The organism is Enterobacter sp. 22466 (genome assembly GCF_052044775.1).
Classification (GTDB): domain Bacteria; phylum Pseudomonadota; class Gammaproteobacteria; order Enterobacterales; family Enterobacteriaceae; genus Enterobacter; species Enterobacter dissolvens.
Map to the genome: position 1 here is coordinate 1,215,271 of NZ_JBQENX010000001.1, position 26,670 is coordinate 1,241,940.

The window sequence follows — 26,670 nt, forward strand, 5'->3', positions numbered from 1 at the left end:
AAGGTTAACCGTGTTCACCAGGACTGGCAATACGTAACTGACATATTGTGTCACTCTTTATTGCCGTAACCGGTTACTTAGGTTGCGCGACAGTGGCAGGCTCCGGCGGTTGGTAGTTATCGATATGGCTGGCAACGCCGAGCAAAATGACCGATACCCCAAGAACAATCCATCCCGCTAATTCAATGATTCGATTAATAATTGACGTCATAATTCGTGCTTGTAATTTATCCATAAATACCGGTTGCAAATGTTACAGCGACAGTTGGTTGACAGCAAGTACTTTGGGAACGGTTCCCTTAAACGCAATCAGAGGGTTAAACCCATGTAACAAAAACAACCGGTGCAGGATGCTATTTTAAGTCATATGGCACATGCTTAATCTGTTATGAAGCCAGGTTAGCCAGTGTGAAATAAGAACATCACAGGAGAGGGCAGTATTATGAGTGATAGCATCCGTGTCGGACTTATTGGTTTCGGCTATGCGAGCAAAACATTCCATGCGCCGTTAATTGCCGGCACGCCTGGAATGGCGCTGGCGGCCGTTTCAAGCAGTGATGCGACTAAAGTACATGCCGACTGGCCTGGCGTGCCGGTTGTCTCTGAGCCTAAGCACCTTTTCAATGATCCGAATATTGATTTAATTGTGATCCCCACGCCGAACGACACGCATTTCCCGCTGGCGAAGGCTGCGCTGGAAGCCGGTAAGCACGTGGTGGTGGATAAACCCTTTACCGTGACGTTGTCTCAGGCACGCGAGCTGGACGCGCTGGCGAAAAGCCTTGGCAGACTGCTGTCGGTGTTTCATAACCGCCGCTGGGACAGCGATTTTCTGACGGTAAAAGCGCTGCTCAGCGAGGGAATGCTCGGGGAAATAACCTTTTTTGAATCGCACTTTGACCGTTTCCGGCCGCAGGTGCGAAACCGCTGGCGTGAACAGGCCGGGCCAGGCAGCGGCATCTGGTACGATTTAGCCCCGCATCTGCTCGACCAGGCCGTGAATCTGTTTGGCCTGCCGGTAAGCATGACGGTTGACCTGGCTCAGCTCAGACCCGGCGCACAAACAACCGATTATTTTCATGCCGTTCTAAGCTACCCGCAGCGCCGGATAGTGCTGCACGGAACGATGGTCGCGGCTGCGGAATCGGCCCGTTATATCCTTCACGGCACGCGCGGCAGTTACGTGAAGTTTGGCCTCGATCCGCAGGAAGAGCGTCTGAAAAACGGCGAGCGTCTGCCACAGGAAGACTGGGGATATGATATGCGCGACGGGGTGGTGACCAAAGTGGAGGGGGAGACGCTGGTGGAAGAAACCTTGCTGACGATCCCGGGGAACTACCCGGCATATTATGCGGCCGTGCGTGATGCGCTGAACGGCACGGGTGAAAACCCGGTACCAGCCAGCCAGGCGATTCAGATCATGGAGCTGATCGAACTGGGCATTGAATCTGCCAAACATCGCGCCACGCTCTGTCTGGCATAAGTTTAGTGGGCCGGGTAGGGCGTAGCCGCCACCCGGCAAAGGGGTTACGCGTTTGCCACCTTATCCCGAAGCGCCTGCTTCTCTTCCGGCGTGAGGAACGCCATCTCCAGCCCATTCATCTGCGCCTGGCGGATCTGCTCGCGGCTCAGGCCCGCCTGTGGTGCAGCGACCGTATACTCGTGGATAATGTCCACGCCCTGTACCGCCGGATCGTCCGTGTTCAGCGAGGCCAGCACGCCGTGTTCGAGGAAGGTTTTCAGCGGATGCTTATCCAGTGCGGACACGGTGCTGGTCTGAATATTTGACGTCAGACAGGATTCAATGCCGATACGTTGCTCAGCGAGGAAATCCATCAGGGCGCGATCTTCCACCGCTTTAACACCGTGGCCGATACGCTCGGCACCCAGTTCACGGATGGCCTGCCAGATGCTCTCCGGACCCGCCGCTTCACCCGCGTGAACGGTAACATGCCAGCCGGCATCACGTGCGCGGTTGAAATGAGAGAGGAACAGGCTGCCCGGGAAGCCCAGTTCATCCCCGGCCAGGTCGACTGCGGTGATCGCGTCACGATGCGTCAGCAGCGCTTCCAGCTCCTGCAGACAGGCCGCTTCGCCGAAGGTACGGCTCATGATGCCAATCAGACGGGCCTGCACATCGAAGGTTTTACACCCTTCACGGACACCTTCAATCACAGCTTCAACCACGCCTGCAACCGGCAGACTGTGGGTCATCGCCATATAGCCTGGCGAGAAGCGCAGTTCGACATAATGCAGGCCATTACGGGCGGCATCTTCGATGTTCTCAAAGGCGACACGGCGACAGGCATCCAGCGTGGCCAGCATCTTTACACCCCAGTCGAGTTTGCTCAAAAAACTGACCAGGTCCGGTTCATTAGAGGTGACCTGAACGTGCGGGATCAGGGTTTCAAGCGATTGAGCAGGAAGCGTTAAATTATACTGGCGGCCAAGATCGAGGATGGTTTGGGCACGAATGTTACCGTCAAGGTGACGATGAATATCTGTTAAAGGCAGGCGTGTATCAATCATGGTCGCACTCTTTTCTGGTTAAAGTGCGCCACATTATAAAAACAAAACGAGGTAAAAAGCTATTTGCGCAAGGGAATATTCCGTTGCGCAAACAAACTACAGGAGCGTGTTAATACCCGCAATCAGCCGCTGCACCCCTTGTTCCAGCTTGCTGTGCGGGCAGCCAGCATTCAGGCGGATGAAACCATTGCCTTCGTTTCCGTAGGTATATCCCGGCATAATGGCGACTTTCTGTTGCTCAATCAGCACCTTTTGCAGGGCGCGATCGTCAATGTTTAGCGGGCGCAGGTCAATCCAGGCGAGATAGGTCGCCTCGGGAGGCGTCCAGTTGAGTGTCGGAAAAGCGCTGTTCATTTCACGTGCGATAAATTTCAGGTTCTCTTCCAGATACTCGCGCAGCGCGGCAAGCCATGGCTCACCCTGCTGATAGGCGGCAATATGGGCCGTTAGTGCCAGCACGGAGGGGGAGGAAAGACCATCACGGCCTTTTAGCGCGCCCAGATACGCATTGCGGCTCTCTTCATCGCCTATCAACCCATATGCGCCGGTCAGTGCCGGGATGTTAAAGCTCTTTGAGCCCGAGGTCAGAAGCGCCCATTTGCCGCGAGCCACCGTATTCCATGGCGTGTGGCGATGATCTCCCCAGACCATGTCCATATGAATTTCATCGCTGATCACCGCCACGTCATAACGCGCGCACAGCTCGGCCATGTGCGTCAGCTCCTCCCGCGTCCAGACCTTGCCGGTCGGGTTTTGCGGGCTGCACAGCAGCAGTATTTTGTTTTCCGGTTTCGCCAGGGCGGCCTCAAGCGCGGCCATATTTCCCTGCCATCCCGTCGCCTGTTTTTCCATAGCAACCGGCACCACGTGACGCGCATTGCCTTCAATGGCTTTATAAAACGCGTCGTAAGCCGGGGTATGCACCACCACACCGTCTCCCGGCATCGACCACAGGCGAATCAGTTCAGAGACCATGTAGATAACGGAAGGGCCATAAACGACGGTTTCCGTCTCAATCCGGCTGTTAAAACGTTGCCGGAACCAGTGCGACACTGCGGTCAGGAACTCATCGTTTTTCCAGCGGCTGTAGCCAAACACGCCATGATCAATACGTTGATGTAGTGCCTCGATAATGCAGGGGGCGGTGGCGAAATCCATATCCGAGATCGTAAAGGGCAGCAGGTCGGCGGTACCAAAACGGTCAGCAACATAATCCCACTGTGTACACCAGGTGCCGTGGCGATCGACAACGGTCGAGAAATCAAACATGACGTACGTCCTTAAAGTAAAACCCCCTCAGCGTGAGGGGGGAGGCATCAGGCTTCGACTGTGCGCATCAGGGTGGCCAGTTCATCTTTGACCGACTGCACCTGCGGGCCGATAACCACCTGCAAATTGTGTTGATTCAACTGTACCACGCCGATTGCCCGGTTGGCTTTCAGGGCGTTGGTATCCACTTTCGACATATCCGCCACCGACAGGCGCAGACGGGTAATGCAGTTATCCAGAGAGGTAATATTATCCGCACCGCCCAGCGCCGCCAGAATTGCGGGGGTGTTATAGCCCGACTTGCCCACGGTACCGGCAACCGCCTGTTCAACGCTGGTGGCGGTTTCGGCATCGCGGCCTGGCGTTTTCAGGTTAAAACGGGTGATGGCGAAGCGGAAGATCCCGTAGTACACCACGAACCAGATTGCCGCCACGACCGGCACCAGATACCACTTGGTGGACAAACCGTGCAGGATGCCGAACACCACGAAATCAATCACGTTGCCGTCAGTGTTGCCGATGGTGACGCCCAGCACCGCCATCACGGTAAAGCCCAGACCGGTCAGCACAGCGTGGATGAGATACAGCACGGGCGCGACAAACAGGAACAGGAATTCGATGGGCTCAGTCGTACCGCCGACCACGCAGGCGATCACCCCGGAAATCAGCAGTCCTTTGATTTTATGACGGTTTTCCGGGCGGGCGCAGTGGTACATCGCCAGCGCCGCGCCGGGCAGACCGCCGAGGAAGGCTGGCATTTTGCCCTGTGACAGGAAGCGGGTCGCACTCTCAGAGAAGCCATGAGTGGTTGGGCAGCTCAGCTGCGCCTGGAAGATGGTCAGCGCGCCGCTCACATCATGGCCACACACTTCCATGGTACCGCCAGCTTCGGTGAAGCGAATCAGCGCCACCAGAATATGCTGCAGGCCAAACGGCAGCAGCAGACGTTCGCCAGTACCGAAGATCATCGGGCCAAAATCGCCCGCGCCGTTAATGATACGGCCAATGCCGTTGATACCGAGCGCAAAGACCGGCCAGATCAGCGGGATGATCAAACCAAACAGCCCCATGACCACGAGGGTAATAATCGGCACAAAGCGGGTGCCGCCGAAAAATGCCAGTGCATCGGGGAGGCGAATATTGTGGAAACGCTCGTGCAGCATCCAGATAATGACCCCCGCGATCACCGCACCGAGGATCCCGGTGTCGATGGACTGAATGCCAATCACGCTCTGAATGTTATTGGCTTTCAGCACCGCAGCATCGGTCGTGGGCAGAATACCTTTGGCGGTCAGCCAGAAGTTCACCGCGAGGTTCATCACCGCGTAGCCTACAAAACCGGCGAACGCCGCCACGCCTTTGTTCTCACGCGCCAGGCCCAGCGGGATGGCGATACAGAACATCACGGGCAGGAAACTGAAGGCAAAGGAGCCGACCTTACTCATCCAGATAAAGATCGCCTGCAGCACAGGGGTCCCGAGGAACGGGATCAGCGTGATGACGTCCTTACTGCTGAGCGAGCTGCCGATCCCGAGCATGATCCCGCAGAACGAGAGAAGCGCCACGGGCAGCATAAAGGTTTTACCCAGTTGCTGGAAAAACTCCCACAGCGATATTTTTTGTGCTGTTTTCGCCGTCATAAAACGACTCCTTTATGGTTAAAATCAGTTTGTCTGCTTCAATGCTGCGAGAAGATAAAACGTTTTATCAAACTTTAGTGCGCGCTAAATCACATTCCCAGGCTTTCACTGGTAGTATAAAGATAACGTATTGATAAAACGTTTTACCGATCTCATTATCAGGGAGTCACGCCAAGACATGGCTGTAGCGAAAAAGATCACCATCAACGATGTTGCCCTTGCGGCTGGCGTTTCCGTCAGCACCGTTTCACTGGTCCTTAGCGGGAAAGGACGCATCTCTCCTGCGACCGGTCAGCGTGTCAACGAGGCGGTTGAACAACTGGGTTTTGTGCGTAACCGCCAGGCATCGGCCCTGCGCGGCGGGCAAAGCGGGGTGATTGGCTTGATTGTTCGTGACCTGACGTCCCCCTTTTACGCCGAACTGACCGCCGGGTTAACCGAAGCGCTGGAGGCGCAGGGACGCATGGTGTTTCTGCTCCACGGTGGGCGCGAGGCGGACCAGCTTCTTTCCCGGCTCGACATGCTGCTCACCCAGGGCGTCGATGGGGTGATTGTTGCCGGAGCGTCGGGCGTCAGCAGTGAATTGTGCGAACGTGCGGCCGCAAAAGGTGTGCCGCTGGTCTTTGCGTCGCGTGCCAGTTATCTGGATGAAGCTGATACCCTGAGACCAGACAACATGCAGGCGGCACAAATGTTGACCGAACATCTTATTCGTCGCGGTCATCAGCGGATTGCCTGGCTCGGCGGTAAAAGCTCGTCGTTGACCCGCGCCGAACGGGTGGGCGGTTATTGCGCGACGCTGATCAAGTACGGTTTACCGTTCCACAGCGAGTGGGTGGTGGAGTGTGAATCCAGTCAGAAAAAAGCCGCAGAAGCGATCGGTGCGCTGCTACGCAGCAGTCCGACGATAAGCGCCGTGATTTGCTATAACGATGTGATTGCGATGGGGGCCTGGTTTGGTCTGATCCGCGCCGGCCGTCAGAGCGGCGAGGGCGGGGTTGAAACTTTCTTCGACCATCAGGTGGCGTTAGGGGCATTTGCCGACGTTGGCGAGAACGCGCTGGACGATCTGCCCATTGTCTGGGCCACGACCCCTGCGCGGGAGATGGGTTACACGCTGGCGGACAGGATCATGCAGCGCATTGAGAACGCCGAGGTGCAGGCCGGGCACCAGATTGTGGCGGCGCGGTTAGTGACGGTGAAATAATTTCAGGTCTGTTGCGTAAGCGGATTACGCAGCAGCTCGGCCTCCAGGGCTTCCACAAACTTTCGTACTTTTGCCGGGATCAGGCGCGAGGTTGGGTAAACCGCCCAGACTGCCAGCGATTCCGGCTGGGCATCCTCCAGGACGATGCGTACAAGTTTACCCTCTCTGAACGCCGGTTCGACGTACCAGCGAGATAAATTAGCGATGCCCATCCCGCCGAGGCAGGCTTCGAAAATGGCCTCAACAGAGTTCGCGGAGAATCGGCCCGTTACCTTCTGTTTGTAGCGCTGTTCACCCTGTTCGAATGACCAGTGAACCGTGTCAGATGTGGTCAGACAGCTGTGTGCCGCCAGATCGTTAAACGATTTGGGATAACCGTTTATAGCCAGATACTCCGCGCTGGCGCAGAGGTCGCGAGGGTTATGGCACAGGCGATGGGCAACCAGCCGGTTGTCGCGCAGCGGCGCAATGCGTAACGCCACGTCAATGCCTTTGCCGACAATATCAACCTGTTCGTCGGTCGCGAGTAAATCGACCTGCAGGGCGGGATGTTGCTGCATGAACCGGGTCAGCATGGGAGCCACGATCTTTCGGCCAAATCCCGCTGAGGCGGTAATGCGCAGGCGTCCTGAAAGGTGCGTCCCGTCGGGAAACAGGTCGGCAAGCGCGTTGCTTTTATCTTCCAGGAGCGCCTGCGCGTGAGGGAGAAAAATCTCCCCGTCGCTGGTGGGCGAGAGAGAACGCGTGGTCCGATGTACCAGCCGAACCCCCAGCTCCGCTTCGAGATGCGTCAGGGCGCGTGAAGCTGCCATCGCGCTCATCGAGAGCCGACGCGCGGCGCCGGCGAGGCTACCCGCCTTGACGGCTTCAACAAACACTTCAATATCTTCCAGTTTCATTATCTCGTTTTTCGTTATGCTGTCTTATCAAATTACATATCTACATTATTTGTCGTTACGCTGCCATAGTCTCTTCATATTCTGATAAACATGAATGTGGAGTGAAGATGAAAAAGTTGAAAGCGGTGCTGGCGTTAAGCAGCCTGTTCTTTGCAGGCACAACGTGGGCCGATGTACCCGCGCAGATAAAACAGCAGGTTCCCGGCTATTATCGCGTGGCCGTAGGGGAGTACGAGGTGACGGCGCTGTTCGACGGCTATAACGACCTTTCGCCTACGCTGTTACAAGGCCTTTCACCCGACGCGGTTCGCAAGCTGCTGGCACAACAAAAAATCGATGCCGAACGCATGCCTACCGCCTTCAACGCCTTTCTGGTGAATACCGGTAAACACCTGGTCATGATTGACAGCGGGGGTGGCCACTGCGTGGCGGAAACGGCCGGCCAGCTCATCGGCAATATGAACGCATCTGGATATCGCCCTGAGCAGGTCGATACGATTTTCCTGACTCACCTTCATCTGGATCATGTGTGTGGCCTCAGCGATGCAGACGGGAACGCGTTGTTCTCCAATGCCACCGTTTATGTGCCGCAGGGGGAGGCCGATTACTGGCTCGATCCGGCTAAAGAAGCGAGCGCGCCAGCGAATGCGAAAGCGTATTTCGCTATCGCCAGGCGTGCGCTGGCATCGTATAAAGCCAGAGGACATCTCAAAACCTTTGTTCCGCCCGCTTCGCCCATTCCTGAAGTCCAGACGGCCTATGCCATTGGCCATACGCCCGGCAGCACCGTTTACCGTTTTGCTTCACAGAGAACGGCCATTAACTTCATTGGGGACCTGATCCATGCGCCTGCCGTCCAGTTCCCGCATCCTGACGTGTCTATTCGTTTCGACGTCGATTCGAAAAAAGCCATCTCATCCCGCGCGAGGGAATTTAACGCGCTGGCAAAAGACGGCGAGTGGATGGCTGCGGCGCATCTGCCTTTCCCCGGTATTGGGCATATCACCGCCTGGCAGCAGGGCTATCGCTGGAACCCGGTTAATTACGGTCCTTATCAACGTGCGGCTAACGTGCCTCTGCTGAAATAAGTGAGGATATTTGCATGAAAAGTTACACTGTAATGGCAAACGGTATCCGTCAGTTTGTGGTCGAAGAGGGTGAAGGCGCGCCGGTTATTCTTCTGCATGGTTTTCCAGAAACAAACTACGCCTGGCGCCACCAGATACCGGTTTTATCACGCCACTATCGCGTGATTGCGCCCGATCTCCGCGGGTATGGGGAAACGGATAAACCCGCATCCGGTTATGATAAACGGAACATGGCGCGTGACATCCGTGAACTGATGCGCGTGCTGGGTCTGGAGAAAGTGGTGCTGGTGGGGCACGATCGCGGGGCGCGGGTGGCGACCCGCTTTGCGAAAGATTATCCCGAGTTACTCGACCGCCTGGTGGTGATGGATAACGTGCCCACGCGCATTGTGGCGCGCGATCTGAATGCTTCGATTGCGCGTGCATACTGGTTCTTCCTGTTTCATCTGGTGCCCGACCTGCCGGAAGCCCTGATTGCGGGGCGAGAAGGCATATGGCTGCGCCACTTTTTCTCGGACTGGACCTACGACCCGTCTACCATCAGCGGCGAGGCGTTTGACACCTATGTACGCGCGTATCAGGCGCCGGGTGCCGTACGGGGCGCTATGGCTGACTATCGCGCCAACGCAGAGGATGTGGCACAGGATCTGGCAGACGCTGACGTGAAAATTACCTGTCCGGTGATGTCGCTGTGGGGCAATGATTTTCACGCAGTGGGTAAGCTCTTCGATATGCAAAGCGTCTGGGCCGAAATGGCGGATAACCTGCGGGCATATGGTATCGATGAGTGCGGCCATCTGCCGCAGGAGGAGCAGCCAGAGAAAGTGAACGCGCTGCTGCTGGATTTCCTGGCGGGGTGGAAAGGTTAACCGGCAATAAAAAACCCCTCATGCGAGGGGTTTTGTCGTTTACTGCTGCGGCGCCGCAGGTTCGGCTGGCGCTGCCGGTTCAGCCGGTTCCGGCATGCCCAGGGCAGGCATACCAAACATGCCGACAAAGTCCTCCAGTGGCATTTTGTCACCGTTGAGCGTCACCTGGCCGTTGGCATACTGCAGGCTGGTGGAAATCGTGTTGTCGTCCACCTTCGTGATACGGAACATCTGGCCCATCGCCGCCAGGCCTTTCACCTGCTGGTTTGCCAGCTTGCCGGCATCGTCATCGCCGTACCCTTCAAGCTTCGCAATCTGAGTCATAAACTCGGTCGCCATATCCATTGGGATCGTCAGCTTGCTGTCCAGAGACTTCACGCTGCGATCCACTTCCTGGGCCAGCGTTTGCGGTTCGCCCGTTGCCGTTGCCGGATCTTTCAGGAACAGCGACAGGTTAAAGCTGGTTTCGCCTTTACTGTTTTTCCAACTCAGTGGGGCGACGGTGATTACCGGTTCACCTTTGAGCAGGATAGGCAGGTTATTGAACAGCACGGCCATCGCCTGCTGCTGATACACTTCCGGGTTCTGCTGCAGGGCGGCATCGGTCAGCAGCGCCTGGCTCTCTTTGCTGTATTTCTGGCTGAATTCATGCCATGCCTGACCGTCAATATTGCCGATCTTCAGCGAAAGCTTGCCGGTACCCAGATCCTGATTCTGCACTTTCAGGCTCTTCAGGGTGTAATCCAGCTGAGTGTTGATACTCTTGCCGTCTTTGGAGACATCCGATTTACCATCAACGTCCATGCCTTCCAGCACGGCCATCTCTTTACCTTCAATCGCAATGGCAATCTTATCAATCGAGAGTTTCTGATCGCCGATACGCTCTTTGAAGTCGGTCATGCGGCTGTTGCCGTCTGCTTTCAAATTGTTGAAGGTAATTTGTACCTTCTGATCGTATTCGTTAACGGCGTTGACCAGACCGCTTTGCGCTTCCCCTGTCAAGGAGAGCACGTTCCCTTCGCGGTCAGCATCTACGGTGAAGTTGCCACCGCTGAAGGTGACTTTCTCGTTCTCTTTCTCGTAGTTCAGCGCCTTCAGCGCGATATTCGAGCTGGTGTCACCGGCATAGCTGATGCGGGTATCCACTGCGAAAGGTGATTCATTTTTTGCCAGCTCGAACAGCGGCTTAGTTAAGTCGTTATTCACCAGCACGGTGTGAACGGACGCCATTGATGGGATCAGGTTAAAGGACTTCAGCTGCGCCAGCGGGAACGGTCCGTGACTCACCACCTCATCCAGCACCACCGTCTGGCCCGGCTTCAGCCAGCCGTTTTCATTTCCGGCAACGGGCTTCACCACAAGCTGCATATGGCTGGTGAATACCCCGCGCTCATAATTCTGATAGCTCAGCTCTACACCCGCTTCCGGTGCGCCACGCTTAATTTGGCTGTTAGCCTGTGCCACCATCTCAGCCAGACGGCTCTCCAGCTGCTTCCCGGTAAACCAGGATGCTCCCGTCCAGACTACGCCTAACGCTACAATCACGCCTACCGCTACGACCGATTTTTTCATTGCGACTATCCCTAAAATGAAACCAGGCGGTAGAAACCGCCCGGAGATATAAAGCCTGCCACTAGCTTAGCAAGAGTTGTTAAAAAATTCAGTAGTGTCTATAGCTTATTAAATACGCGCGCCAGGCGACCGGTACCGCTTACGCTGACCGGGGACTCATTAGCAGGAACGAATGCTGACTCCCCGGGCTTAAGCACCAGACGCTGTTCGCCTTTATGCAGCGTCGCTTCGCCCTCAACGCAGAACAGGATCGCCGCGCTCTCCTGCGCGATGGTCGTTTCGGTCTGGCTGAGGTCGTGCAGGGAGAAAGCAAAATCGTCAACCGGAATAGGGAAGTCCAGCTCTGCGCCATTTTTGACGGGCTGAGTAAGCAGCTCGGCAGCCGGTTTCGCCACGAACTTCACGTTAGCCACCAGTTCAGGAATGTCGATATATTTCGGCGTCAGACCCGCGCGCAGCACGTTGTCGGAGTTGGCCATTACCTCCAGCGCCACACCCTGCAGGTAGGCGTGCGGGGTTTCCGCGAACAGGAACATGGCTTCGCCAGGGTTGAGCTTCACCACGTTCAGCAGCAGCGGGGAGAACAGGCCGCTGTCGTCCGGGTAAAACGCAGAAATCAGTCGGATGGTGTCCCATGGTTCGCCCTGCTGGTCGTTCAGCGCCGCTTTCAGCACCGCCAGGGCGTGGGATTTCTCGTCGCCCTGCATGTTGAGCAGGCTGGCGAACAGCTGGCTCAGGCTTTCCGCGTTCGGGGTTGCCAGGAAATGCGCGATAGCGTTATGCGCTCCTGCGACCGGCTGCAACAGCGAGATGATCTCGGAGAACTCGCGGAACGCGTTCATCGCCAGGAAAGGGGTCAGCGCAAAGACCAGCTCCGGCTTGTGGTTCGGATCTTTATAGTTACGCTCGGCGGCATCTAACGGGATACCGGCCGCATTCTCTTTTGCAAAGCCAATTTCAGAGGCTTTCTTGTTCGGGTGAACCTGGATGGAGAGAGGTTGATCGGCACACAGCACCTTAAACAGGAACGGCAGCTCGCCAAAACGGCTGGCCACGCTGTTGCCCAGCAGCGTGGCTTTATTGGCATCAATGACGTCGCGCAGCGCGCGCACCTGGCCGCTGGTATCTTCAACTTTTGAGCTGCTCTTCGGGTGGGCGCCCATCCACAGTTCTGCCATGGGCAGGTTGTCCGGGTTCGCGATACCGTAGAGTTCCGTTAACGCAGTTTTACTTCCCCAGGCGTAGTTTTGCACTGAGTTGATGAGTTTTTGCATTATCAAGCCCTGATTCAAATGTGGAATAAACTCCGGGTATTAAAGCAATAAACCACATGGAAGTAACCTGCGGATGTAAAAAGTCGTACTAGTCTCAGTTTTTGTTAAAAAATTGTGTAGGATAAGCTGACTCGCTTTTAAGCGGGCAGCGGAACATCTGCCCAAATAATCAGACTGAAGCAGTAAGTGAGAGAACAATGTCGAACAAACCCTTTCATTACCAGGATCCTTTCCCGCTCGGTAAGGATCAGACCGAATATTACCTGTTAACCCGCGATCACGTCTCTGTCTCTGAGTTTGAAGGGCAGGAGATCCTCAAAGTCGATCCACAGGCGCTGACGTTACTGGCGCAGCACGCCTTCCACGACGCCTCGTTTATGCTCCGTCCTGCGCATCAGCAGCAGGTGGCCGATATCCTGAGCGACCCGGAGGCCAGCGAAAACGATAAGTATGTCGCGCTGCAGTTCCTGCGTAACTCCGATATCGCGGCAAAAGGCATTCTGCCGACCTGCCAGGACACCGGTACGGCCATCATCGTGGGTAAAAAAGGCCAGCGTGTCTGGACCGGTGGCGGCGATGAAGCCGCGCTGGCGCACGGTGTCTATAACACTTACACCGAAGACAACCTGCGCTACTCGCAAAACGCGGCGCTGGATATGTATAAAGAGGTCAACACCGGTACCAACCTGCCTGCGCAGATTGACCTCTACAGCGTGGACGGTGACGAGTACAAATTCCTCTGCATCGCCAAAGGCGGTGGTTCAGCCAACAAAACCTACCTCTACCAGGAAACGAAAGCGCTGCTCACACCGGGCAAGCTGAAGAACTATCTGGTGGAAAAAATGCGTACCCTGGGGACCGCAGCCTGCCCGCCATACCATATCGCCTTTGTCATCGGCGGCACGTCGGCGGAAGCGACGCTGAAAACCGTGAAGCTGGCATCGACCAAATACTACGATGGCCTGCCAACCGAAGGTAACGAACACGGCCAGGCGTTCCGTGATGTTCAGCTTGAGCAGGAGCTGCTGGAAGAAGCGCGTAATCTGGGGCTCGGCGCACAGTTCGGCGGTAAATACTTTGCTCACGACGTGCGTGTGATCCGTCTGCCGCGCCACGGCGCATCCTGTCCGGTGGGTATGGGCGTTTCATGTTCGGCGGATCGTAACATCAAAGCGAAGATCAACCGTGAAGGCGTGTGGATCGAAAAACTGGAGAACAACCCGGGTAAGTACATTCCGGAAGCGCTGCGTAAAGCCGGTGAAGGTGAAGCGGTTCGCGTTGACCTGAACCGTCCGATGAAAGAGATTCTGGCGCAGCTGTCTCAGTATCCGGTCTCGACGCGTCTCTCCCTGAACGGCACGATCATCGTCGGCCGGGACATCGCCCATGCGAAGCTGAAAGAGCGCCTGGACAACGGCGAAGGGTTGCCGCAGTACATCAAAGATCATCCGATCTACTACGCGGGCCCGGCGAAAACGCCAGAGGGTTATGCCTCCGGCTCATTAGGCCCAACCACTGCAGGCCGCATGGACTCCTATGTTGACCAGCTCCAGGCCAACGGCGGCAGCATGATCATGCTGGCGAAGGGCAACCGTAGCCAGCAGGTGACGGACGCATGCCACAAGCACGGCGGGTTCTACCTGGGCAGTATCGGTGGCCCGGCGGCGGTGCTGGCGCAGGGCAGCATCAAGAGCCTGGAGTGTGTGGAATACCCGGAACTGGGTATGGAAGCGATCTGGAAAATTGAAGTGGAAGATTTCCCGGCGTTTATCCTGGTGGATGACAAAGGCAATGACTTCTTCAAGCAGATCCAGTCCTCTCAATGTTCGGCATGTGTGAAGTAAGCTAAAAAGCCGGGTGGCGGCTACGCCACCCGACACCAAAAAGAGCGCACAAAGCGCCATAACGTTTCTCAGAAGTCATCAATACTTATCTCTTAAGCATGTGAGCAATCCCATCTTTAATTATCAAGGAGAAAGTAATGACAACGCATCGCCGTGAGAAAGATTCGATGGGCGCGATCGACGTTCCGGCCGACAAACTCTGGGGGGCGCAAACCCAGCGCTCACTTGAGCATTTCCGCATTTCAACTGAAAAAATGCCCGTCTCGCTGATTCAGGCGCTGGCGCTGACCAAACGTGCCGCCGCCAAAGTAAACCTGGATCTGGGCCTGCTGGCGGCTGACAAAGCCAACGCCATCATCAATGCCGCCGACGAAGTGCTGGCGGGCAAGCACCCCGATGAATTCCCTCTGGCCATCTGGCAGACCGGGTCCGGCACGCAGAGCAACATGAACATGAATGAAGTGCTGGCCAACCGCGCAAGCGAGCTGCTGGGCGGCGTGCGCGGTATGGAGCGTAAGGTTCACCCGAACGATGACGTGAATAAAAGCCAGAGCTCCAACGATGTCTTCCCGACGGCAATGCACGTGGCGGCGGTGATCGCCATCCGTGAACAGCTGATCCCGCAGCTAAACGTGCTTAAAACCACCCTTAACGAGAAAGCCCAGGCCTTCAGTGATATCGTCAAAATCGGGCGTACCCACCTGCAGGATGCCACGCCGCTGACCCTTGGGCAGGAGATATCCGGCTGGGTGGCGATGCTGGAACACAATCTCAAACACATTGAGCACTGCCTGCCGCATCTCTCTGAGCTGGCGCTGGGCGGTACGGCGGTGGGGACGGGGCTAAATACCCATCCGGAGTACGCGGTGCGCGTGGCGGAAGAGCTGGCCGCGATCACCGGGCAACCGTTTGTTACCGCGCCCAATAAGTTTGAAGCGCTGGCAACCTGTGATGCGCTGGTTCACACGCATGGTGCGCTGAAAGGGCTGGCGGCATCCCTGATGAAAATCGCCAACGATGTGCGCTGGCTGGCCTCTGGCCCGCGCTGCGGCATTGGTGAAATCAGCATCCCGGAAAATGAACCGGGTAGCTCCATTATGCCGGGCAAAGTGAACCCGACGCAGTGTGAAGCCATGACCATGCTCTGCTGTCAGGTGCTGGGAAATGACGTGGCCGTCAACATGGGCGGTGCGTCAGGCAATTTCGAGCTGAACGTCTATCGACCGATGGTTATCCACAATGTGCTTCAGTCTGTACGTCTGCTGGCGGACGGCATGGAGAGTTTCAACGCGCATTGCGCCTCCGGCATTGAGCCGAACCGCGAGCGAATCAGCCAGTTGCTCAATGAGTCGCTGATGCTGGTGACCGCTCTCAATACTCACATCGGCTACGACAAAGCCGCTGAGATCGCCAAAAAGGCGCATAAAGAGGGGCTGACGCTGAAAGCCTCTGCGCTGGCGCTCGGCTACCTCACGGAAGCCGAGTTTGATGCCTGGGTTCGCCCTGAAGCGATGGTCGGCAGCCTGAAATAGTCACGTCGCCACATACAGGTGCAGCCGGGGAATAATCAGCTGCAGCGGCTGCGCCTGAGGCTTATAGCGATGCTGAACGTTTTCCGCATCGTAATTCAGCAGTTCGCCAATGTCCGGTACCACGGCGCCCTGATCGGCATCATAGAGCGCAATCAGCGGCGTTGGGCAGGCGTACTGGATCTGCTTTTGCTGGCCTGAATACCAGACGCGGGCGATAGGCTGCACCTTTACCGGGCGTTTAATCTTCAGGCGCGTTTCAGCGGGCAATGACGCGATGCTGTGATACTCCTGCTCCAGGCGCTCAATCCACTGCTCGCGCGACCATGGAGCCACGGTGCGCGGCGCTCTCAGGCTTTTTTCCAGCTGGGCCAGGATCTCGTCCCGGGTAAAGTTTTTGATAATGTGCTTGTTGGCCCAGCCGAAGCGAAGCGTGGCGGGCTGAGGCAGTACCGTCAGCGTACGGTAGGCATTCAGGGTGATTAAACCCGGAAGCTGGCGGTGCACCCACTCAAAGCGGGCGGCTGGTGCCAGGCCTGACTCTTCGGTAATGATCTTTTCAAATGCCGCTTTCAGGGTATTGATGTGCGTAATCTGGGTTTCCAGCGCCTCACGGGTTCCGGCATCCGTTTGCAGGCAGATCACCCCCGGCAGGCGAACGGCCGCCTTGCTGCTGCGGTTTTCTGACTGCTGCTGAATAAACAGGCGACGATAGTGCTGTAGCGCCAGATCCCGCGCGGATTGACCGATATGCTGTTTGACGTCGATGGTTTGCAGCGGATCGTGCTCTGCGCCTTTCGCCACCTCCGGAAGGGTAAAGACCCGTGCGGCCAACAGGCGGCAGGCCTGCAGGCGCTCGGTCAGCGTTAACAGCTCATGCTCCATCTCCCGAAAGGTGCTGTTCAGCCTTTCGATAAGATCGTATGTCGCCATGTGAATCCCCATTAGTTACAACATACTCATGGTATAACACAGCACGCCGGGTCAGGCCAGCGTGCGGTTAAGGTCAGGCAGGAACAGGAAGGGCGATGTTATGGTATACCGGCCAGCTAAAGCAGAAGCATGCGCCACCAAGTTCACTCTCCCCGCAATGCACCGTGCCACTCATCGCCTGCGCGATGGAGTGGACAATCGCCAGCCCCAGACCACACCCTCCCGTCGCACGGTCGCGGCTTGGATCGAGACGCACAAACGGTTCGAACACGGTCTCACGCGCGTCCGGGGTGATGCCGGGGCCATCGTCTTCCACCGTCAGACGGGCCTGGTTTCCCTGCAAGTCCAGGCCAATACGCAGCGTGCTTTGGCTATAGCGCATGGCGTTGTTCATCAGATTATCCAGCACTCGCTCCATCAGACGCATGTCCAGCGCGCCGTAATCTCCCGGCGTGACGCGCGTTAACAGGGTGCGTTGCGGATTGACGCTCTGGACGTCATCAATATGCGTTCGTAACCACGCGGGCAGGTCCGGCGTACTGAGGTGCAGTTCATTCTGCGGACGGTCAAGGCGGGCGTAGGTCAGCAGCTCCTCAATGAGCGCTTCTAGCTGGCCGATGTCGCGGTTTAACGCCTGCGACTCTGCCGCCGTGAGGTTTTCGCTCATCTCCAGGCGATAGCGCAGCCGCACCAGCGGCGTACGCAGTTCATGAGCAATCCCGTCGATCAGCTGTTTTTTACTAGCAATCAGGGCATTGATATTATCGGCCATCTGGTTAAACGCCACGCCCAGACGTTCAAAGCTGGACCCGCTGTCAAAGTGAATACGCTCGGTAAGATGCCCCTCGCCAAAGCGCTGCGCGGCGGATTCCAGTTTCAGCATGTCCTGCCAGTGCGGGCGCATCCAGATAAAGACCGGGAAGGCGAGCGAAATGGCGATAAAGGCCATCAGGGCCATATCCAGCAGGCGCATCTGGTGCAGATAATAGAGATAGGGGACCGGCCCCACGGCCAGCACATAATGGCTGCGTGGAATGCGCTGGATAAAGGTGTATTTCTCGTCCAGCGCCACGATATCCCCGTCACGCAGGCGCTGCATGGCGGGCGGATCTAAATCGAAATCCTTCAGCGGCTCGATGCGCAGATCGAACGACAGGTTCAAATCCAGCTCTTTTAAGGTTCTCGCCCAGTCATGTGGTGGAATTTCACGCAGTTCGCTGCGCATCAGATAAAGTGAGCTTTTCATCAGGTCGTCCAGCGACTGCCTGCCCGCTCGTTCGGCAGTGAACTTATAGACCAGCCCGACCAGCATGGTCATCACCAGGAAGCAGACAAACAGCAAAAGATAAAACTGCACAAAAAGCTTTTTCATTAAATCTCACCGAAAAAACGATACATGCCGAATATACATGAAAAACCTTCCGGTGTTTTCACCACCATCATGCACGACAAACGTATTATCTGAGCCGTGCCGAGGTTTGTTACATGGCGTGAGTACTTCTTTTGATTTTGGCGATGAGTTTTTCTGTCACGCTCAGGCCTTCCGCGATCTCCGCATCAATCACGGCGCTTCCGAATTCGTTAATTAAATCCAACAATATTTCGTAAGACTGAATCAGTTCCAGAAGATCAAAGAGGGCTTTTTGGTCGGCACGCGCGGGGGAGGCTTGGTTAAGCGTTGCCTGATTAACAATCCATTCAAGATTGGTTTTGATGGCTTCTACGTCATGGTAGCTATATATATGTCATAGGCTTAAATCCTCATTTCAAGATTTTATGGGAGAGAGGTAGCGAAAGCGTCGCGATAAAAACGTTTATGTGGCGGGCCCGGTGCGAGCTCAAGAAGGAATGCAGGAAAAGTAATTATGGATTAGTTCGCTGGCTTAGCAAGTTAATTGTTGCGCCAACGGGCAAATTAACGCGCGAAAGTCAGGGCATTGTCGTGTAATGCCTTCATTTCGCGCAGGTTATGCTATTTTGCCAACACGATCAGGTTTCCCAGGCGTGCGGGGCGAACAGATAACCCTTGTTACGCACGGTTTTGATGCGGTACGGCTCGGTGGCGTTGTCCTGCAGTTTCTTACGCAGTCGCGAAATAGCCACGTCAACACTGCGATCCATTCCATCGTAACTTACGCCGCGCAGGTTTTTCAGCAACGCGTCACGGTCCATAATCTGCCCTGCATGGGTGGCCAGCTCCCAGAGCAGGTCAAAATCGGCGGTAGAGAGCGCGATAAGCTCACCGGAAAGCAGGACCTGGCGGTTAATGGGATCGATGGATAACGTGCCAAACCGCATCGCTTTATGCGGCGTCAGGGACTGCGCCGGCGCGTCGCGTTCACTGCTGGCGTGCTGACGCAAATGCAGGCGCAGACGGGCAAGCAAAACGGCAGGCGGCGTGGTTTTAAGAATGTAGTCATTGGCCCCCATCTCCAGCGACAGGATATGGTTCATATCGCTGTCCAGTGAGGTCAGCAGCACGATAGGGCCATCCCACTGAGCGCGCAGATCGCGGCACAGCGTCATCCCGTCTTTGCCGGGCAACATAATATCCAGCAGCACCAGATCCGGGTTTTCACGCACCACGACCTCTTCGGCGCGATCGCCGCGAGGCTCAACAATGACGTCCATATCATGTTTACCCAGATAAGCGGCGATCAATTGCCCCACTTCGGGCTCATCTTCAACATAAACAATCTTATTCATACAACGTCTGTTATCGCGAAAAATGCCAACATACACCGCGTAACCTTAACCTTCCATTAATCTTTCATAATTAACGTCAGTTCCGTTATTCTGGCTCTTATTGTTACTTGATTGTTATAGGAAAAAGCATGGGGCTGGTGATTAAAGCCACGCTGGGTGCGCTGGTGGTGTTACTGATTGGCGTACTAGCGAAAACCAAAAACTACTACATTGCCGGGCTGATTCCCCTGTTCCCGACGTTTGCGCTCATTGCACACTACATTGTTGCCTCGGAACGCGGCATTGAGGCGCTGCGCACGACCATTGTGTTTGGCATGTGGTCCATCATCCCTTATTTTCTCTACCTGTTATCCTTGTGGTATTTCACGGGCTTTCTGCGGCTTCCCCTGGCGCTGGGCGGGGCGGTGGTCTGCTGGGGGCTCAGCGCCTGGGTGCTGATTTTCTTCTGGAGCCGCTTCCACTAGCGCAGCGGTCGGCCGCCATCCACGGCAAAGGTTCTGCCGGTGACGTAACAGCTGGTGAGCAGATAATCGATTAGGTCGATCACCTCTTTCTCACCAGGGGCGATTTTCATCAGCGATTTATTCAGCGCCTGTTGACGATACTCGGCATCATCGCCTTCGTTGAATAAAATCATCGCCGGGGCGATGGCGTTCACCTTGACCTCTGGTGCCAGCTTGCGGGCAAAGGAGCGCGTCATATTATCCAGTGCGGCTTTACTCGCCGCGTAGGCGATATGCTTGTCGCTCCCGCGCTCCACCACATAATCGGTGAAATGAATAATGTCACCCGCGGCATGGCCGTGGCCGCGCAGCAGATCCTGCAGGGCATGGTTAAGCAGGTAGGGGGCATTAACGTGGATCTGCAGCATACAGGCGAGCGTCTCGCTGAGCGACGTACCGGGTTTTTCAGCAAGCCATGCGCTGGCGTTATGGATAATGGCCCGCAGACCATGGGTAGTCGACTTGACCGTATCCGCAAAGGCAAGAATGCCCTCGTCGGTGGAGAAATCTGCCTGAATGCAGGTCGCACCCGCTTTCCGTAGCCCGTCTATCGAGGGATATTCCGTGCGATAGCTGACGATAACCGGATGGCGAAGGTTGAGAAAGTGATGGGCGAGGGCGAGGCCGATACGACGGCCTCCACCGGTAATCAGTATTGGGCGTTGCTGCGCAGTTCCCATCGTATTCTCCTTTTCAGTTCAACAATGGGAAAGGCAGGGCTATCCCATTAACATCCAGGTTGCCGGTACGGCAGCAACCAGTAACAGCCCGATGAGGGCCATTTCACGGCGTTTGAGTGCGTTCTCCAGCTGATGAGTCCGTCGGGCATAGATAAACACCAGCAGGCCCGGTGCATACAGCACCACCGACAGCAGCAGGTGCATAGGCCCGGAAGCATACAACAACCACAGGCCGTAAATACAGGCGCCGATCCCCACCGCATAATGCGCGGGGCGGGTGGCGATTTTTAACAGATACGCACCCACTAAGAAATAGGGTACCAGAATCATCTCCGAGGCGATGGTCAACAGGGTGTTATAGTCCGAACCTGTGAGCCAGATCAGCACCAGACAGACCTGAACACTGATATTCGTCAACCAGAGCGATGCTGACGGCGCACTGTTTTTATTCTGACGGGCAAACAGACGCGGGAACGCTTTGTGCGTGGCTGCCAGGAACGGTACTTCCGCCGCCATGATGGTCCAGCTGAGGTAGGCTCCGCAGACGGAGATAATCAGTCCCGCAGCAATCACCACGTCGCCCCAGCTACCGAGCATTTTCACCATCAATCCGGCCATGGACGGGTTACGCATTCCCGCCAGTTCCGGGCGAGCTACCACACCCAGCGAGAGCAGCGTCACCAGCAGATAGACACCCAGCGCCGCCAGCACTGCCAGCAGCGTGGCGCGCCCCACGTCGCGCTTATTGCGCGCGCGGGCAGAGACCACCACCGCACCTTCAACACCAATGAATACCCACAGGGTGATCAGCATGGTGTTTTTCACCTGCTCCCAGACGGGGACGCCCAGCGCGAGGCCGGTGAAATCGAGTTTAAACACATCCAGACGGAATGCCATAAACGCCAGCACGATAAACAGCCCGAGCGGAACCAGTTTGGCCAGCGTCGCCACCAGGTTAATGCTCGCCGCTGTCTGGACGCCGCGCAAAATGAGCCAGTGTACGACCCATAGCAGCACCGACGCACCGACAATCGACTGCCAGGTGTTGCCGTCACCAAAGAGACGCAACTCGGGCGTATCGGTAAAGAAACTGAGCGCCGAGAAGACAATAACCAGATAGGAGACGTTAGCGATCACCGCACACAGCCAGTAACCCCACGCGGAACAGAAGCCAATCAGTTCCCCAAAACCGGCCCGCGCGTAGGTGAAAATACCGCCATCGAGATCGGGACGAATACGGGTCAGCAGCAGCATGGCGAAGGCCAGCAGCAAAATGCCAACGCCGGTAATCCCCCAACCAATCAGCAGTGCGGCAGGGCTTGCAACGGCCGCCATATTCTGCGGTAAACTGAATACCCCCGCACCCAGCATTGAGCTTAAAACGAGTGCAGTTAAAGCACTCAGGCCAAGTTTCTTTTCCATTGGCTTCCTGTTATGAAAGGTCCAAATCCAGAATAATTATTTCGCACAGGCGCATAAAAATGGTGGATCACACTAAGGCGCGGGATTTTACGGAGTGTCACGAACGCATGCAATGATGTGTAGCAGAAATTCAAAAAAAGTAACAAAAAAGGCGGCATTACGCCGCCTTTGATGAAGGGTTTTGTTACTTGTACAGATCGGCGCTGATGGTCATGTTGTTACCACGTTCCTGCCACTGGCGGGTGATGTGGTAGAACTTCGCCCCTTTCTTCGCCGCACGCTTCGCGACCTGATAAGAGACTTCCGTACCGTTGCCGTAGTTGCCAGTAAACTTGATGCTGTCGAACGGCACCATCTGCGCAGCGGTGGCGTTGTTCAGCTCTTCAACTTTGGTGCCGTCTGGCAGGGTAACGGAGTAACGGCCACCTTTCGTGGATTGCGTCTCAAAGAAACGGCCCACTTCAGCGCTTGGCGCTGCGGAGGTTGCTACGCCTGGAATTTCGACTTTCTTCGCTTCTTCGCCGCCTTTCGCTAATGCCGCGCGACCGGCTTCTGAATCAGCCGGGATGGCATCCGGGCTTTGCAGAACGCGTTTTTTCGCATCTTCTTTATAGATGAACGCGGTAATACGCTGGTTGCCACCCTGGTTAGCATCCACCTGACGCACGATGTAGAACGAGTAAGCCCCTTTCTGTTTCGCGGCTTTGGTGATGGCATCGTTCACTTCAGGCTGGCTGCGGTAGAAGCCCTGAACGGTAACGGTGTCATACGGTTCCAGCTCAATCGCCTGATCTTTAGGCAGTTCAACGACGCCGTTGATCACGCGGTTTTTCGGCGCGTCAGCTTTTGGCGCATTCTCTTTGTACAGCGCAATGGTCACGCGCTGGTTGCCGCTATTGCCTTGATCGGACTGGTCAAGCACGTAAAACGACGCTGCGCCGTTTTTATCAGCGGCTTTTGATGCGGCGGTAACAGCATCGCCAATAGAGTTGTAACGACCCACAATGACCGTCTGGTCAAAAGGTTTTAACGCTGCCGCTTGCTCCGGCGTTAACTCTGTCGCGGCATTCGCAGACAGGGCGGTCGCGGAAAGAAGTGCGGACGCCAGGAGTGTGTTCTTAAGCTTCATAAAAATAATCCTTCGCCTTGCGCAAACCATGTACTGGTATTGTTGTTAATTTGAGACGGTCCCGATTATGGCATTTAAAACCTGTCGCTGTCTGCGCCATTTTTCACAGCCTGTGCTCACAGGATGATCTGATTCGATAACATTTAGTGATATGTTGAAAAAACAGGCGTTTGACAAGCAAAAGTGATAAAGCTTATGACTTTCACAAGTTAATTTAATGTTAATGAGTTGATCTCTTATGGCGCTATATCATGTTTTTATCGCTTCGCTTGCGCGAATTATCGGTCCTGACAATGAATTTAAGGTAAATATCTCTGTCAGCGACGCGGATCACTTATTTTTCACAGATAAAGTAAGAAATAGTGTTTTCGGGCGGTAGATCGCGGGCGCTATTTTCAGTAGGTTATAGAAAGTTTGTTACTGTTTTATTTTCCGGGGTTAATCATCTTCTGCCGCTCTCACAATGGCGAAAATTGATACAACCTCGGGCATTTATCGACAAACCATCATCAAAAACCGATGGAAGGGAAAACTATGCGTATTGGGGTACCAAAAGAACGGTTTGCCAATGAAACCCGCGTAGCGGCAACACCAAAAACGGTGGAGCAACTGCTTAAACTGGGTTTTACCGTCGCCATTGAAAGCGGCGCGGGCAAACTGGCGAGTTTCGATGACGAGGCCTTTATTCAGGCTGGCGCGGACGTGGTGGACGGTGCTGAAGTCTGGCAGTCACCTGTTATTTTGAAGGTGAATGCGCCGGAAGAGAGTGAGATTGAACTGCTCAACCCTGGCACCACACTGGTGAGCTTCATCTGGCCTGCGCAAAACCCAGAGCTGATGGAGAAGCTGGCAGCGCGTGGCGTGACGGTAATGGCGATGGACTCCGTGCCGCGTATTTCGCGTGCGCAGTCTCTGGATGCACTGAGTTCAATGGCGAATATCGCGGGTTACCGTGCAATCGTTGAAGCCGCCCATGAATTCGGTCGTTTCTTTACCGGTCAGATCACCGCGGCAGGTAAAGTGCCACCGGCGAAAGTGATGGTGATTGGTGCAGGCGTGGCCGGCCTTGCGGCGATCGGTGCGGCAAACAGCCTGGGCGCTATCGTGCGCGCGTTTGACACCCGTCCGGAAGTGAAGGAGCAGGTTCAAAGTATGGGCGCCGAGTTCCTTGAACTGGACTTCAAGGAAGAAGCGGGCAGCGGTGATGGTTATGCGAAGGTCATGTCCGAAGCCTTTATCAAAGCGGAAATGGCACTCTTTGCCGCTCAGGCTAAAGAGGTGGACATTATTGTTACCACCGCGCTGATCCCGGGTAAACCGGCACCGAAGCTGATCACCCGTGAGATGGTCGACTCCATGAAGCCGGGCAGCGTGATTGTCGATCTGGCGGCGCAAAACGGCGGCAACTGTGAATATACCGTGCCGAATCAGATTTCCACCACTGCCAACGGTGTGAAGGTGATCGGCTACACCGACCTGCCAGGTCGCCTGCCAACGCAGTCTTCTCAGCTGTACGGTACTAACCTCGTTAACCTGCTGAAACTGCTCTGCAAAGAGAAAGACGGCAATATCACCGTTGATTTTGACGATGTGGTTGTGCGCGGCGTTACCGTAGTCCGCGAAGGTGAAATCACCTGGCCTGCGCCGCCGATTCAGGTTTCTGCCCAGCCTCAGGCTGCACCGAAAGCAGCGCCAGAGCCAACAGAGCCTGCTAAACCGGCTTCCCCGTGGCGTAAATACGCGCTCATGGCGCTGGCGATTATTCTGTTTGGCTGGCTGGCCGATGTCGCGCCAAAAGAGTTCCTCGGCCACTTTACCGTCTTCGCGCTCTCCTGCGTGGTGGGTTACTACGTGGTATGGAACGTCTCCCATGCGCTGCATACGCCATTGATGTCGGTCACCAACGCCATCTCCGGGATTATCGTGGTCGGGGCGTTACTGCAGATTGGCCACGGCGGCTGGATTAGCTTCCTGAGCTTTGTCGCGGTACTGATCGCCAGTATCAATATTTTCGGTGGTTTCACCGTGACTCAGCGCATGCTGAAAATGTTTCGTAAAGGCTAAGGGGTAGCATATGTCTGGAGGATTAGTGACAGCCGCATACATTGTTGCTGCAATCCTGTTTATTTTCAGTCTGGCGGGACTTTCCAAACACGAAACGTCTCAGCAGGGTAATAACTTTGGTATCGCCGGGATGGCGATTGCGCTGATTGCCACCATCTTCGGACCCGATACCGGCAACGTTGCCTGGATCCTGGTGGCGATGATCATCGGCGGGGCGATTGGTATTCGTCTGGCAAAACGCGTTGAGATGACCGAGATGCCGGAGCTGGTGGCGATCCTGCACAGCTTCGTGGGTCTGGCGGCGGTGCTGGTGGGCTTCAACAGCTACCTGTACCACGAACCAGGTATGGAGCCCATTCTGGTCAACATTCACCTGACCGAAGTGTTCCTGGGTATCTTCATCGGTGCGGTGACCTTCACTGGCTCAATTGTGGCGTTCGGCAAGCTGCGCGGTAAGATCTCCTCCAAGCCGCTGATGCTGCCAAATCGTCATAAGCTGAATCTGGCGGCGCTGGTGGTGTCGTTTGTGCTGCTGGTGGTCTTCGTGCGTACCGAAAGCGTCGGTCTGCAGGTACTGGCGTTACTGGTGATGACCATCATTGCCCTGGCGTTCGGCTGGCACCTGGTGGCGTCCATCGGTGGGGCAGATATGCCTGTTGTTGTGTCAATGCTCAACTCCTACTCCGGTTGGGCAGCCGCGGCGGCTGGCTTTATGCTGAGCAACGACCTGTTGATCGTCACCGGTGCGCTGGTGGGCTCTTCCGGTGCGATCCTGTCCTACATCATGTGTAAGGCGATGAACCGTTCGTTCATCAGCGTTATCGCCGGCGGTTTTGGCTCTGACGGTTCCTCTACCGGCTCTGACGAAGAAGTGGGCGAGCATCGTGAGATCAGCGCGGAAGATACAGCTGAGATGCTGAAAAACTCGCACTCGGTCATTATCACCCCAGGCTATGGCATGGCGGTGGCGCAGGCGCAGTATCCGGTTGCTGAAATCACCGAGAAGCTGCGCGCGCGCGGCATCAAGGTGCGCTTTGGCATCCACCCGGTGGCGGGGCGTCTGCCAGGCCACATGAACGTGCTGCTGGCGGAAGCGAAAGTGCCTTACGACATCGTGCTGGAGATGGACGAGATCAACGATGATTTCGCCGACACCGACACCGTCCTGGTTATCGGGGCTAACGACACCGTTAACCCGGCGGCACAGGATGACCCACGTAGTCCAATCGCCGGGATGCCGGTTCTGGAAGTGTGGAAGGCGCAGAACGTCATTGTCTTCAAACGCTCCATGAACACCGGCTATGCCGGGGTTCAGAACCCGCTGTTCTTCAAAGAGAACACCCACATGCTGTTTGGCGATGCCAAAGCCAGCGTGGATGCGATTCTGAAATCACTCTGAGGGTGTAAAGCCCGGTGGCGCAAGCTTACCGGGCCTACCCAACCCGTAGGCCGGGTAAGGCGACGCCGCCATCCGGCAAAAAAAACCGCCGGTTCTCCGACGGTTTTTTTCATC

At 55.8% G+C, this 26,670-nt stretch carries 22 protein-coding genes; 9 read left to right on the plus strand and 13 right to left on the minus strand.

Annotated elements, in window-relative coordinates:
• Positions 1-73: 73 nt before the first annotated feature.
• Positions 74-199 carry a division septum protein Blr gene (gene blr, locus ACTJJI_RS05965; RefSeq protein WP_170289847.1) on the minus strand — a complete coding sequence of 42 codons (126 nt, stop codon included), beginning with the start codon at positions 197-199 and terminating at the stop codon, positions 74-76.
• Positions 200-442: 243 nt separating this feature from the next.
• Here blr and ACTJJI_RS05970 point away from each other — a divergent pair, with 243 nt between their 5' ends.
• A complete protein-coding gene (locus ACTJJI_RS05970) occupies positions 443-1,483 on the plus strand; it encodes an oxidoreductase (RefSeq protein WP_440653404.1) in 1,041 nt (346 codons plus the stop codon).
• Positions 1,484-1,527: 44 nt separating this feature from the next.
• On the opposite strand, the gene add is transcribed toward ACTJJI_RS05970, so the two are convergent.
• From add to malX, 3 genes are all read right to left on the minus strand, one after another.
• Complete coding sequence (gene add / locus ACTJJI_RS05975) at positions 1,528-2,529, minus strand: adenosine deaminase (protein WP_440653406.1); 1,002 nt, start codon at positions 2,527-2,529, stop codon at positions 1,528-1,530.
• A gap of 96 nt (positions 2,530-2,625) precedes the next feature.
• On the minus strand, positions 2,626-3,798 hold the full coding sequence (locus tag ACTJJI_RS05980) for a MalY/PatB family protein (protein ID WP_440653408.1): 1,173 nt from the start codon (positions 3,796-3,798) through the stop codon (positions 2,626-2,628).
• A gap of 47 nt (positions 3,799-3,845) precedes the next feature.
• Positions 3,846-5,438, minus strand: coding sequence for a maltose/glucose-specific PTS transporter subunit IIBC (gene malX / locus ACTJJI_RS05985; RefSeq protein ID WP_014831651.1), 1,593 nt, complete (start codon positions 5,436-5,438; stop codon positions 3,846-3,848).
• Between the two features lie 178 nt (positions 5,439-5,616).
• Between malX and ACTJJI_RS05990 the strand changes: the two genes are divergently transcribed.
• Entirely contained in the window at positions 5,617-6,645 is a 1,029-nt protein-coding gene (locus ACTJJI_RS05990; protein WP_014831652.1) for a Mal regulon transcriptional regulator MalI, read from the plus strand.
• A gap of 2 nt (positions 6,646-6,647) precedes the next feature.
• Here the strand turns inward: ACTJJI_RS05990 and ACTJJI_RS05995 are convergent, their stop codons facing one another.
• Complete coding sequence (locus ACTJJI_RS05995; protein ID WP_046887915.1) at positions 6,648-7,544, minus strand: LysR family transcriptional regulator; 897 nt, start codon at positions 7,542-7,544, stop codon at positions 6,648-6,650.
• A gap of 107 nt (positions 7,545-7,651) precedes the next feature.
• Between ACTJJI_RS05995 and ACTJJI_RS06000 the strand changes: the two genes are divergently transcribed.
• Complete coding sequence (locus tag ACTJJI_RS06000; RefSeq protein WP_440653411.1) at positions 7,652-8,632, plus strand: MBL fold metallo-hydrolase; 981 nt, start codon at positions 7,652-7,654, stop codon at positions 8,630-8,632.
• A 14-nt stretch (positions 8,633-8,646) separates the two neighbouring features.
• Positions 8,647-9,501 carry an alpha/beta fold hydrolase gene (locus ACTJJI_RS06005; protein ID WP_440653413.1) on the plus strand — a complete coding sequence of 285 codons (855 nt, stop codon included), beginning with the start codon at positions 8,647-8,649 and terminating at the stop codon, positions 9,499-9,501.
• 39 nt (positions 9,502-9,540) lie between these two features.
• Here ACTJJI_RS06005 and ACTJJI_RS06010 read toward each other — a convergent pair whose 3' ends face one another.
• Both ACTJJI_RS06010 and manA read right to left on the minus strand, forming a co-directional pair.
• Positions 9,541-11,073 carry a YdgA family protein gene (locus tag ACTJJI_RS06010; protein WP_046887918.1) on the minus strand — a complete coding sequence of 511 codons (1,533 nt, stop codon included), beginning with the start codon at positions 11,071-11,073 and terminating at the stop codon, positions 9,541-9,543.
• Positions 11,074-11,171: 98 nt separating this feature from the next.
• On the minus strand, positions 11,172-12,347 hold the full coding sequence (gene manA / locus ACTJJI_RS06015) for a mannose-6-phosphate isomerase (protein WP_440653415.1): 1,176 nt from the start codon (positions 12,345-12,347) through the stop codon (positions 11,172-11,174).
• A gap of 197 nt (positions 12,348-12,544) precedes the next feature.
• Here manA and fumA point away from each other — a divergent pair, with 197 nt between their 5' ends.
• Positions 12,545-14,191, plus strand: a complete 1,647-nt coding sequence (gene fumA / locus ACTJJI_RS06020) for a class I fumarate hydratase FumA (protein ID WP_013096879.1) — start codon at positions 12,545-12,547, stop codon at positions 14,189-14,191.
• A 137-nt stretch (positions 14,192-14,328) separates the two neighbouring features.
• Positions 14,329-15,723: a class II fumarate hydratase gene (gene fumC / locus ACTJJI_RS06025; RefSeq protein WP_248061629.1), complete on the plus strand. Its 1,395-nt coding sequence runs from the start codon at positions 14,329-14,331 to the stop codon at positions 15,721-15,723.
• Here the strand turns inward: fumC and tus are convergent, their stop codons facing one another.
• From tus to rstA, 3 genes are all read right to left on the minus strand, one after another.
• Positions 15,724-16,653, minus strand: a complete 930-nt coding sequence (gene tus, locus ACTJJI_RS06030) for a DNA replication terminus site-binding protein (protein ID WP_440653418.1) — start codon at positions 16,651-16,653, stop codon at positions 15,724-15,726. It lies immediately after the preceding gene.
• A gap of 73 nt (positions 16,654-16,726) precedes the next feature.
• Positions 16,727-18,025 (minus strand): two-component system sensor histidine kinase RstB, encoded by a 1,299-nt coding sequence (gene rstB / locus ACTJJI_RS06035; RefSeq protein WP_440653420.1) that lies wholly within the window; start codon positions 18,023-18,025, stop codon positions 16,727-16,729.
• A 617-nt stretch (positions 18,026-18,642) separates the two neighbouring features.
• Positions 18,643-19,359 carry a two-component system response regulator RstA gene (rstA, locus tag ACTJJI_RS06040; RefSeq protein ID WP_046887922.1) on the minus strand — a complete coding sequence of 239 codons (717 nt, stop codon included), beginning with the start codon at positions 19,357-19,359 and terminating at the stop codon, positions 18,643-18,645.
• 128 nt (positions 19,360-19,487) lie between these two features.
• Between rstA and ACTJJI_RS06045 the strand changes: the two genes are divergently transcribed.
• Positions 19,488-19,823 (plus strand): GlpM family protein, encoded by a 336-nt coding sequence (locus ACTJJI_RS06045; RefSeq protein ID WP_014831661.1) that lies wholly within the window; start codon positions 19,488-19,490, stop codon positions 19,821-19,823.
• Here the strand turns inward: ACTJJI_RS06045 and folM are convergent.
• The 3 genes from folM to ydgH all read right to left on the minus strand — a co-directional run bounded on the left by folM (position 19,820) and on the right by ydgH (position 23,093).
• Positions 19,820-20,542 (minus strand): dihydromonapterin reductase, encoded by a 723-nt coding sequence (folM, locus tag ACTJJI_RS06050; protein WP_014831662.1) that lies wholly within the window; start codon positions 20,540-20,542, stop codon positions 19,820-19,822. The two genes, ACTJJI_RS06045 and folM, sit on opposite strands and share 4 nt — an antisense overlap.
• Positions 20,543-20,581: 39 nt before the next feature.
• A complete protein-coding gene (locus ACTJJI_RS06055) occupies positions 20,582-21,964 on the minus strand; it encodes an amino acid permease (RefSeq protein WP_014831664.1) in 1,383 nt (460 codons plus the stop codon).
• A 184-nt stretch (positions 21,965-22,148) separates the two neighbouring features.
• Positions 22,149-23,093 (minus strand): DUF1471 family protein YdgH, encoded by a 945-nt coding sequence (gene ydgH / locus ACTJJI_RS06060; RefSeq protein ID WP_046887924.1) that lies wholly within the window; start codon positions 23,091-23,093, stop codon positions 22,149-22,151.
• Between the two features lie 534 nt (positions 23,094-23,627).
• On the opposite strand from ydgH, the gene pntA reads away from it, so the two are divergent.
• Positions 23,628-25,157 (plus strand): Re/Si-specific NAD(P)(+) transhydrogenase subunit alpha, encoded by a 1,530-nt coding sequence (gene pntA / locus ACTJJI_RS06065; protein WP_014831666.1) that lies wholly within the window; start codon positions 23,628-23,630, stop codon positions 25,155-25,157.
• Between the two features lie 10 nt (positions 25,158-25,167).
• The gene (pntB, locus tag ACTJJI_RS06070; protein ID WP_014831667.1) at positions 25,168-26,556 is read left to right on the plus strand and encodes a Re/Si-specific NAD(P)(+) transhydrogenase subunit beta; all 1,389 of its coding nucleotides are present in this window, start codon (positions 25,168-25,170) and stop codon (positions 26,554-26,556) included.
• Positions 26,557-26,670 lie beyond the last annotated feature (114 nt).

Excerpts from the sequence above, each read along its gene's own strand:
- ACTJJI_RS05970 (WP_440653404.1), top strand. The coding sequence starts at position 443 with ATGAGTGATAGCATCCGTGTCGGACTTATTGGTTTCGGCTATGCGAGC.
- add (WP_440653406.1), bottom strand. The coding sequence starts at position 2,529 with ATGATTGATACACGCCTGCCTTTAACAGATATTCATCGTCACCTTGAC.
- ACTJJI_RS05980 (WP_440653408.1), bottom strand. The coding sequence starts at position 3,798 with ATGTTTGATTTCTCGACCGTTGTCGATCGCCACGGCACCTGGTGTACA.
- malX (WP_014831651.1), bottom strand. The coding sequence starts at position 5,438 with ATGACGGCGAAAACAGCACAAAAAATATCGCTGTGGGAGTTTTTCCAG.
- ACTJJI_RS05990 (WP_014831652.1), top strand. The coding sequence starts at position 5,617 with ATGGCTGTAGCGAAAAAGATCACCATCAACGATGTTGCCCTTGCGGCT.
- ACTJJI_RS05995 (WP_046887915.1), bottom strand. The coding sequence starts at position 7,544 with ATGAAACTGGAAGATATTGAAGTGTTTGTTGAAGCCGTCAAGGCGGGT.
- ACTJJI_RS06000 (WP_440653411.1), top strand. The coding sequence starts at position 7,652 with ATGAAAAAGTTGAAAGCGGTGCTGGCGTTAAGCAGCCTGTTCTTTGCA.
- ACTJJI_RS06005 (WP_440653413.1), top strand. The coding sequence starts at position 8,647 with ATGAAAAGTTACACTGTAATGGCAAACGGTATCCGTCAGTTTGTGGTC.
- ACTJJI_RS06010 (WP_046887918.1), bottom strand. The coding sequence starts at position 11,073 with ATGAAAAAATCGGTCGTAGCGGTAGGCGTGATTGTAGCGTTAGGCGTA.
- manA (WP_440653415.1), bottom strand. The coding sequence starts at position 12,347 with ATGCAAAAACTCATCAACTCAGTGCAAAACTACGCCTGGGGAAGTAAA.
- fumA (WP_013096879.1), top strand. The coding sequence starts at position 12,545 with ATGTCGAACAAACCCTTTCATTACCAGGATCCTTTCCCGCTCGGTAAG.
- fumC (WP_248061629.1), top strand. The coding sequence starts at position 14,329 with ATGACAACGCATCGCCGTGAGAAAGATTCGATGGGCGCGATCGACGTT.
- tus (WP_440653418.1), bottom strand. The coding sequence starts at position 16,653 with ATGGCGACATACGATCTTATCGAAAGGCTGAACAGCACCTTTCGGGAG.
- rstB (WP_440653420.1), bottom strand. The coding sequence starts at position 18,025 with ATGAAAAAGCTTTTTGTGCAGTTTTATCTTTTGCTGTTTGTCTGCTTC.
- rstA (WP_046887922.1), bottom strand. The coding sequence starts at position 19,359 with ATGAATAAGATTGTTTATGTTGAAGATGAGCCCGAAGTGGGGCAATTG.
- ACTJJI_RS06045 (WP_014831661.1), top strand. The coding sequence starts at position 19,488 with ATGGGGCTGGTGATTAAAGCCACGCTGGGTGCGCTGGTGGTGTTACTG.
- folM (WP_014831662.1), bottom strand. The coding sequence starts at position 20,542 with ATGGGAACTGCGCAGCAACGCCCAATACTGATTACCGGTGGAGGCCGT.
- ACTJJI_RS06055 (WP_014831664.1), bottom strand. The coding sequence starts at position 21,964 with ATGGAAAAGAAACTTGGCCTGAGTGCTTTAACTGCACTCGTTTTAAGC.
- ydgH (WP_046887924.1), bottom strand. The coding sequence starts at position 23,093 with ATGAAGCTTAAGAACACACTCCTGGCGTCCGCACTTCTTTCCGCGACC.
- pntA (WP_014831666.1), top strand. The coding sequence starts at position 23,628 with ATGCGTATTGGGGTACCAAAAGAACGGTTTGCCAATGAAACCCGCGTA.
- pntB (WP_014831667.1), top strand. The coding sequence starts at position 25,168 with ATGTCTGGAGGATTAGTGACAGCCGCATACATTGTTGCTGCAATCCTG.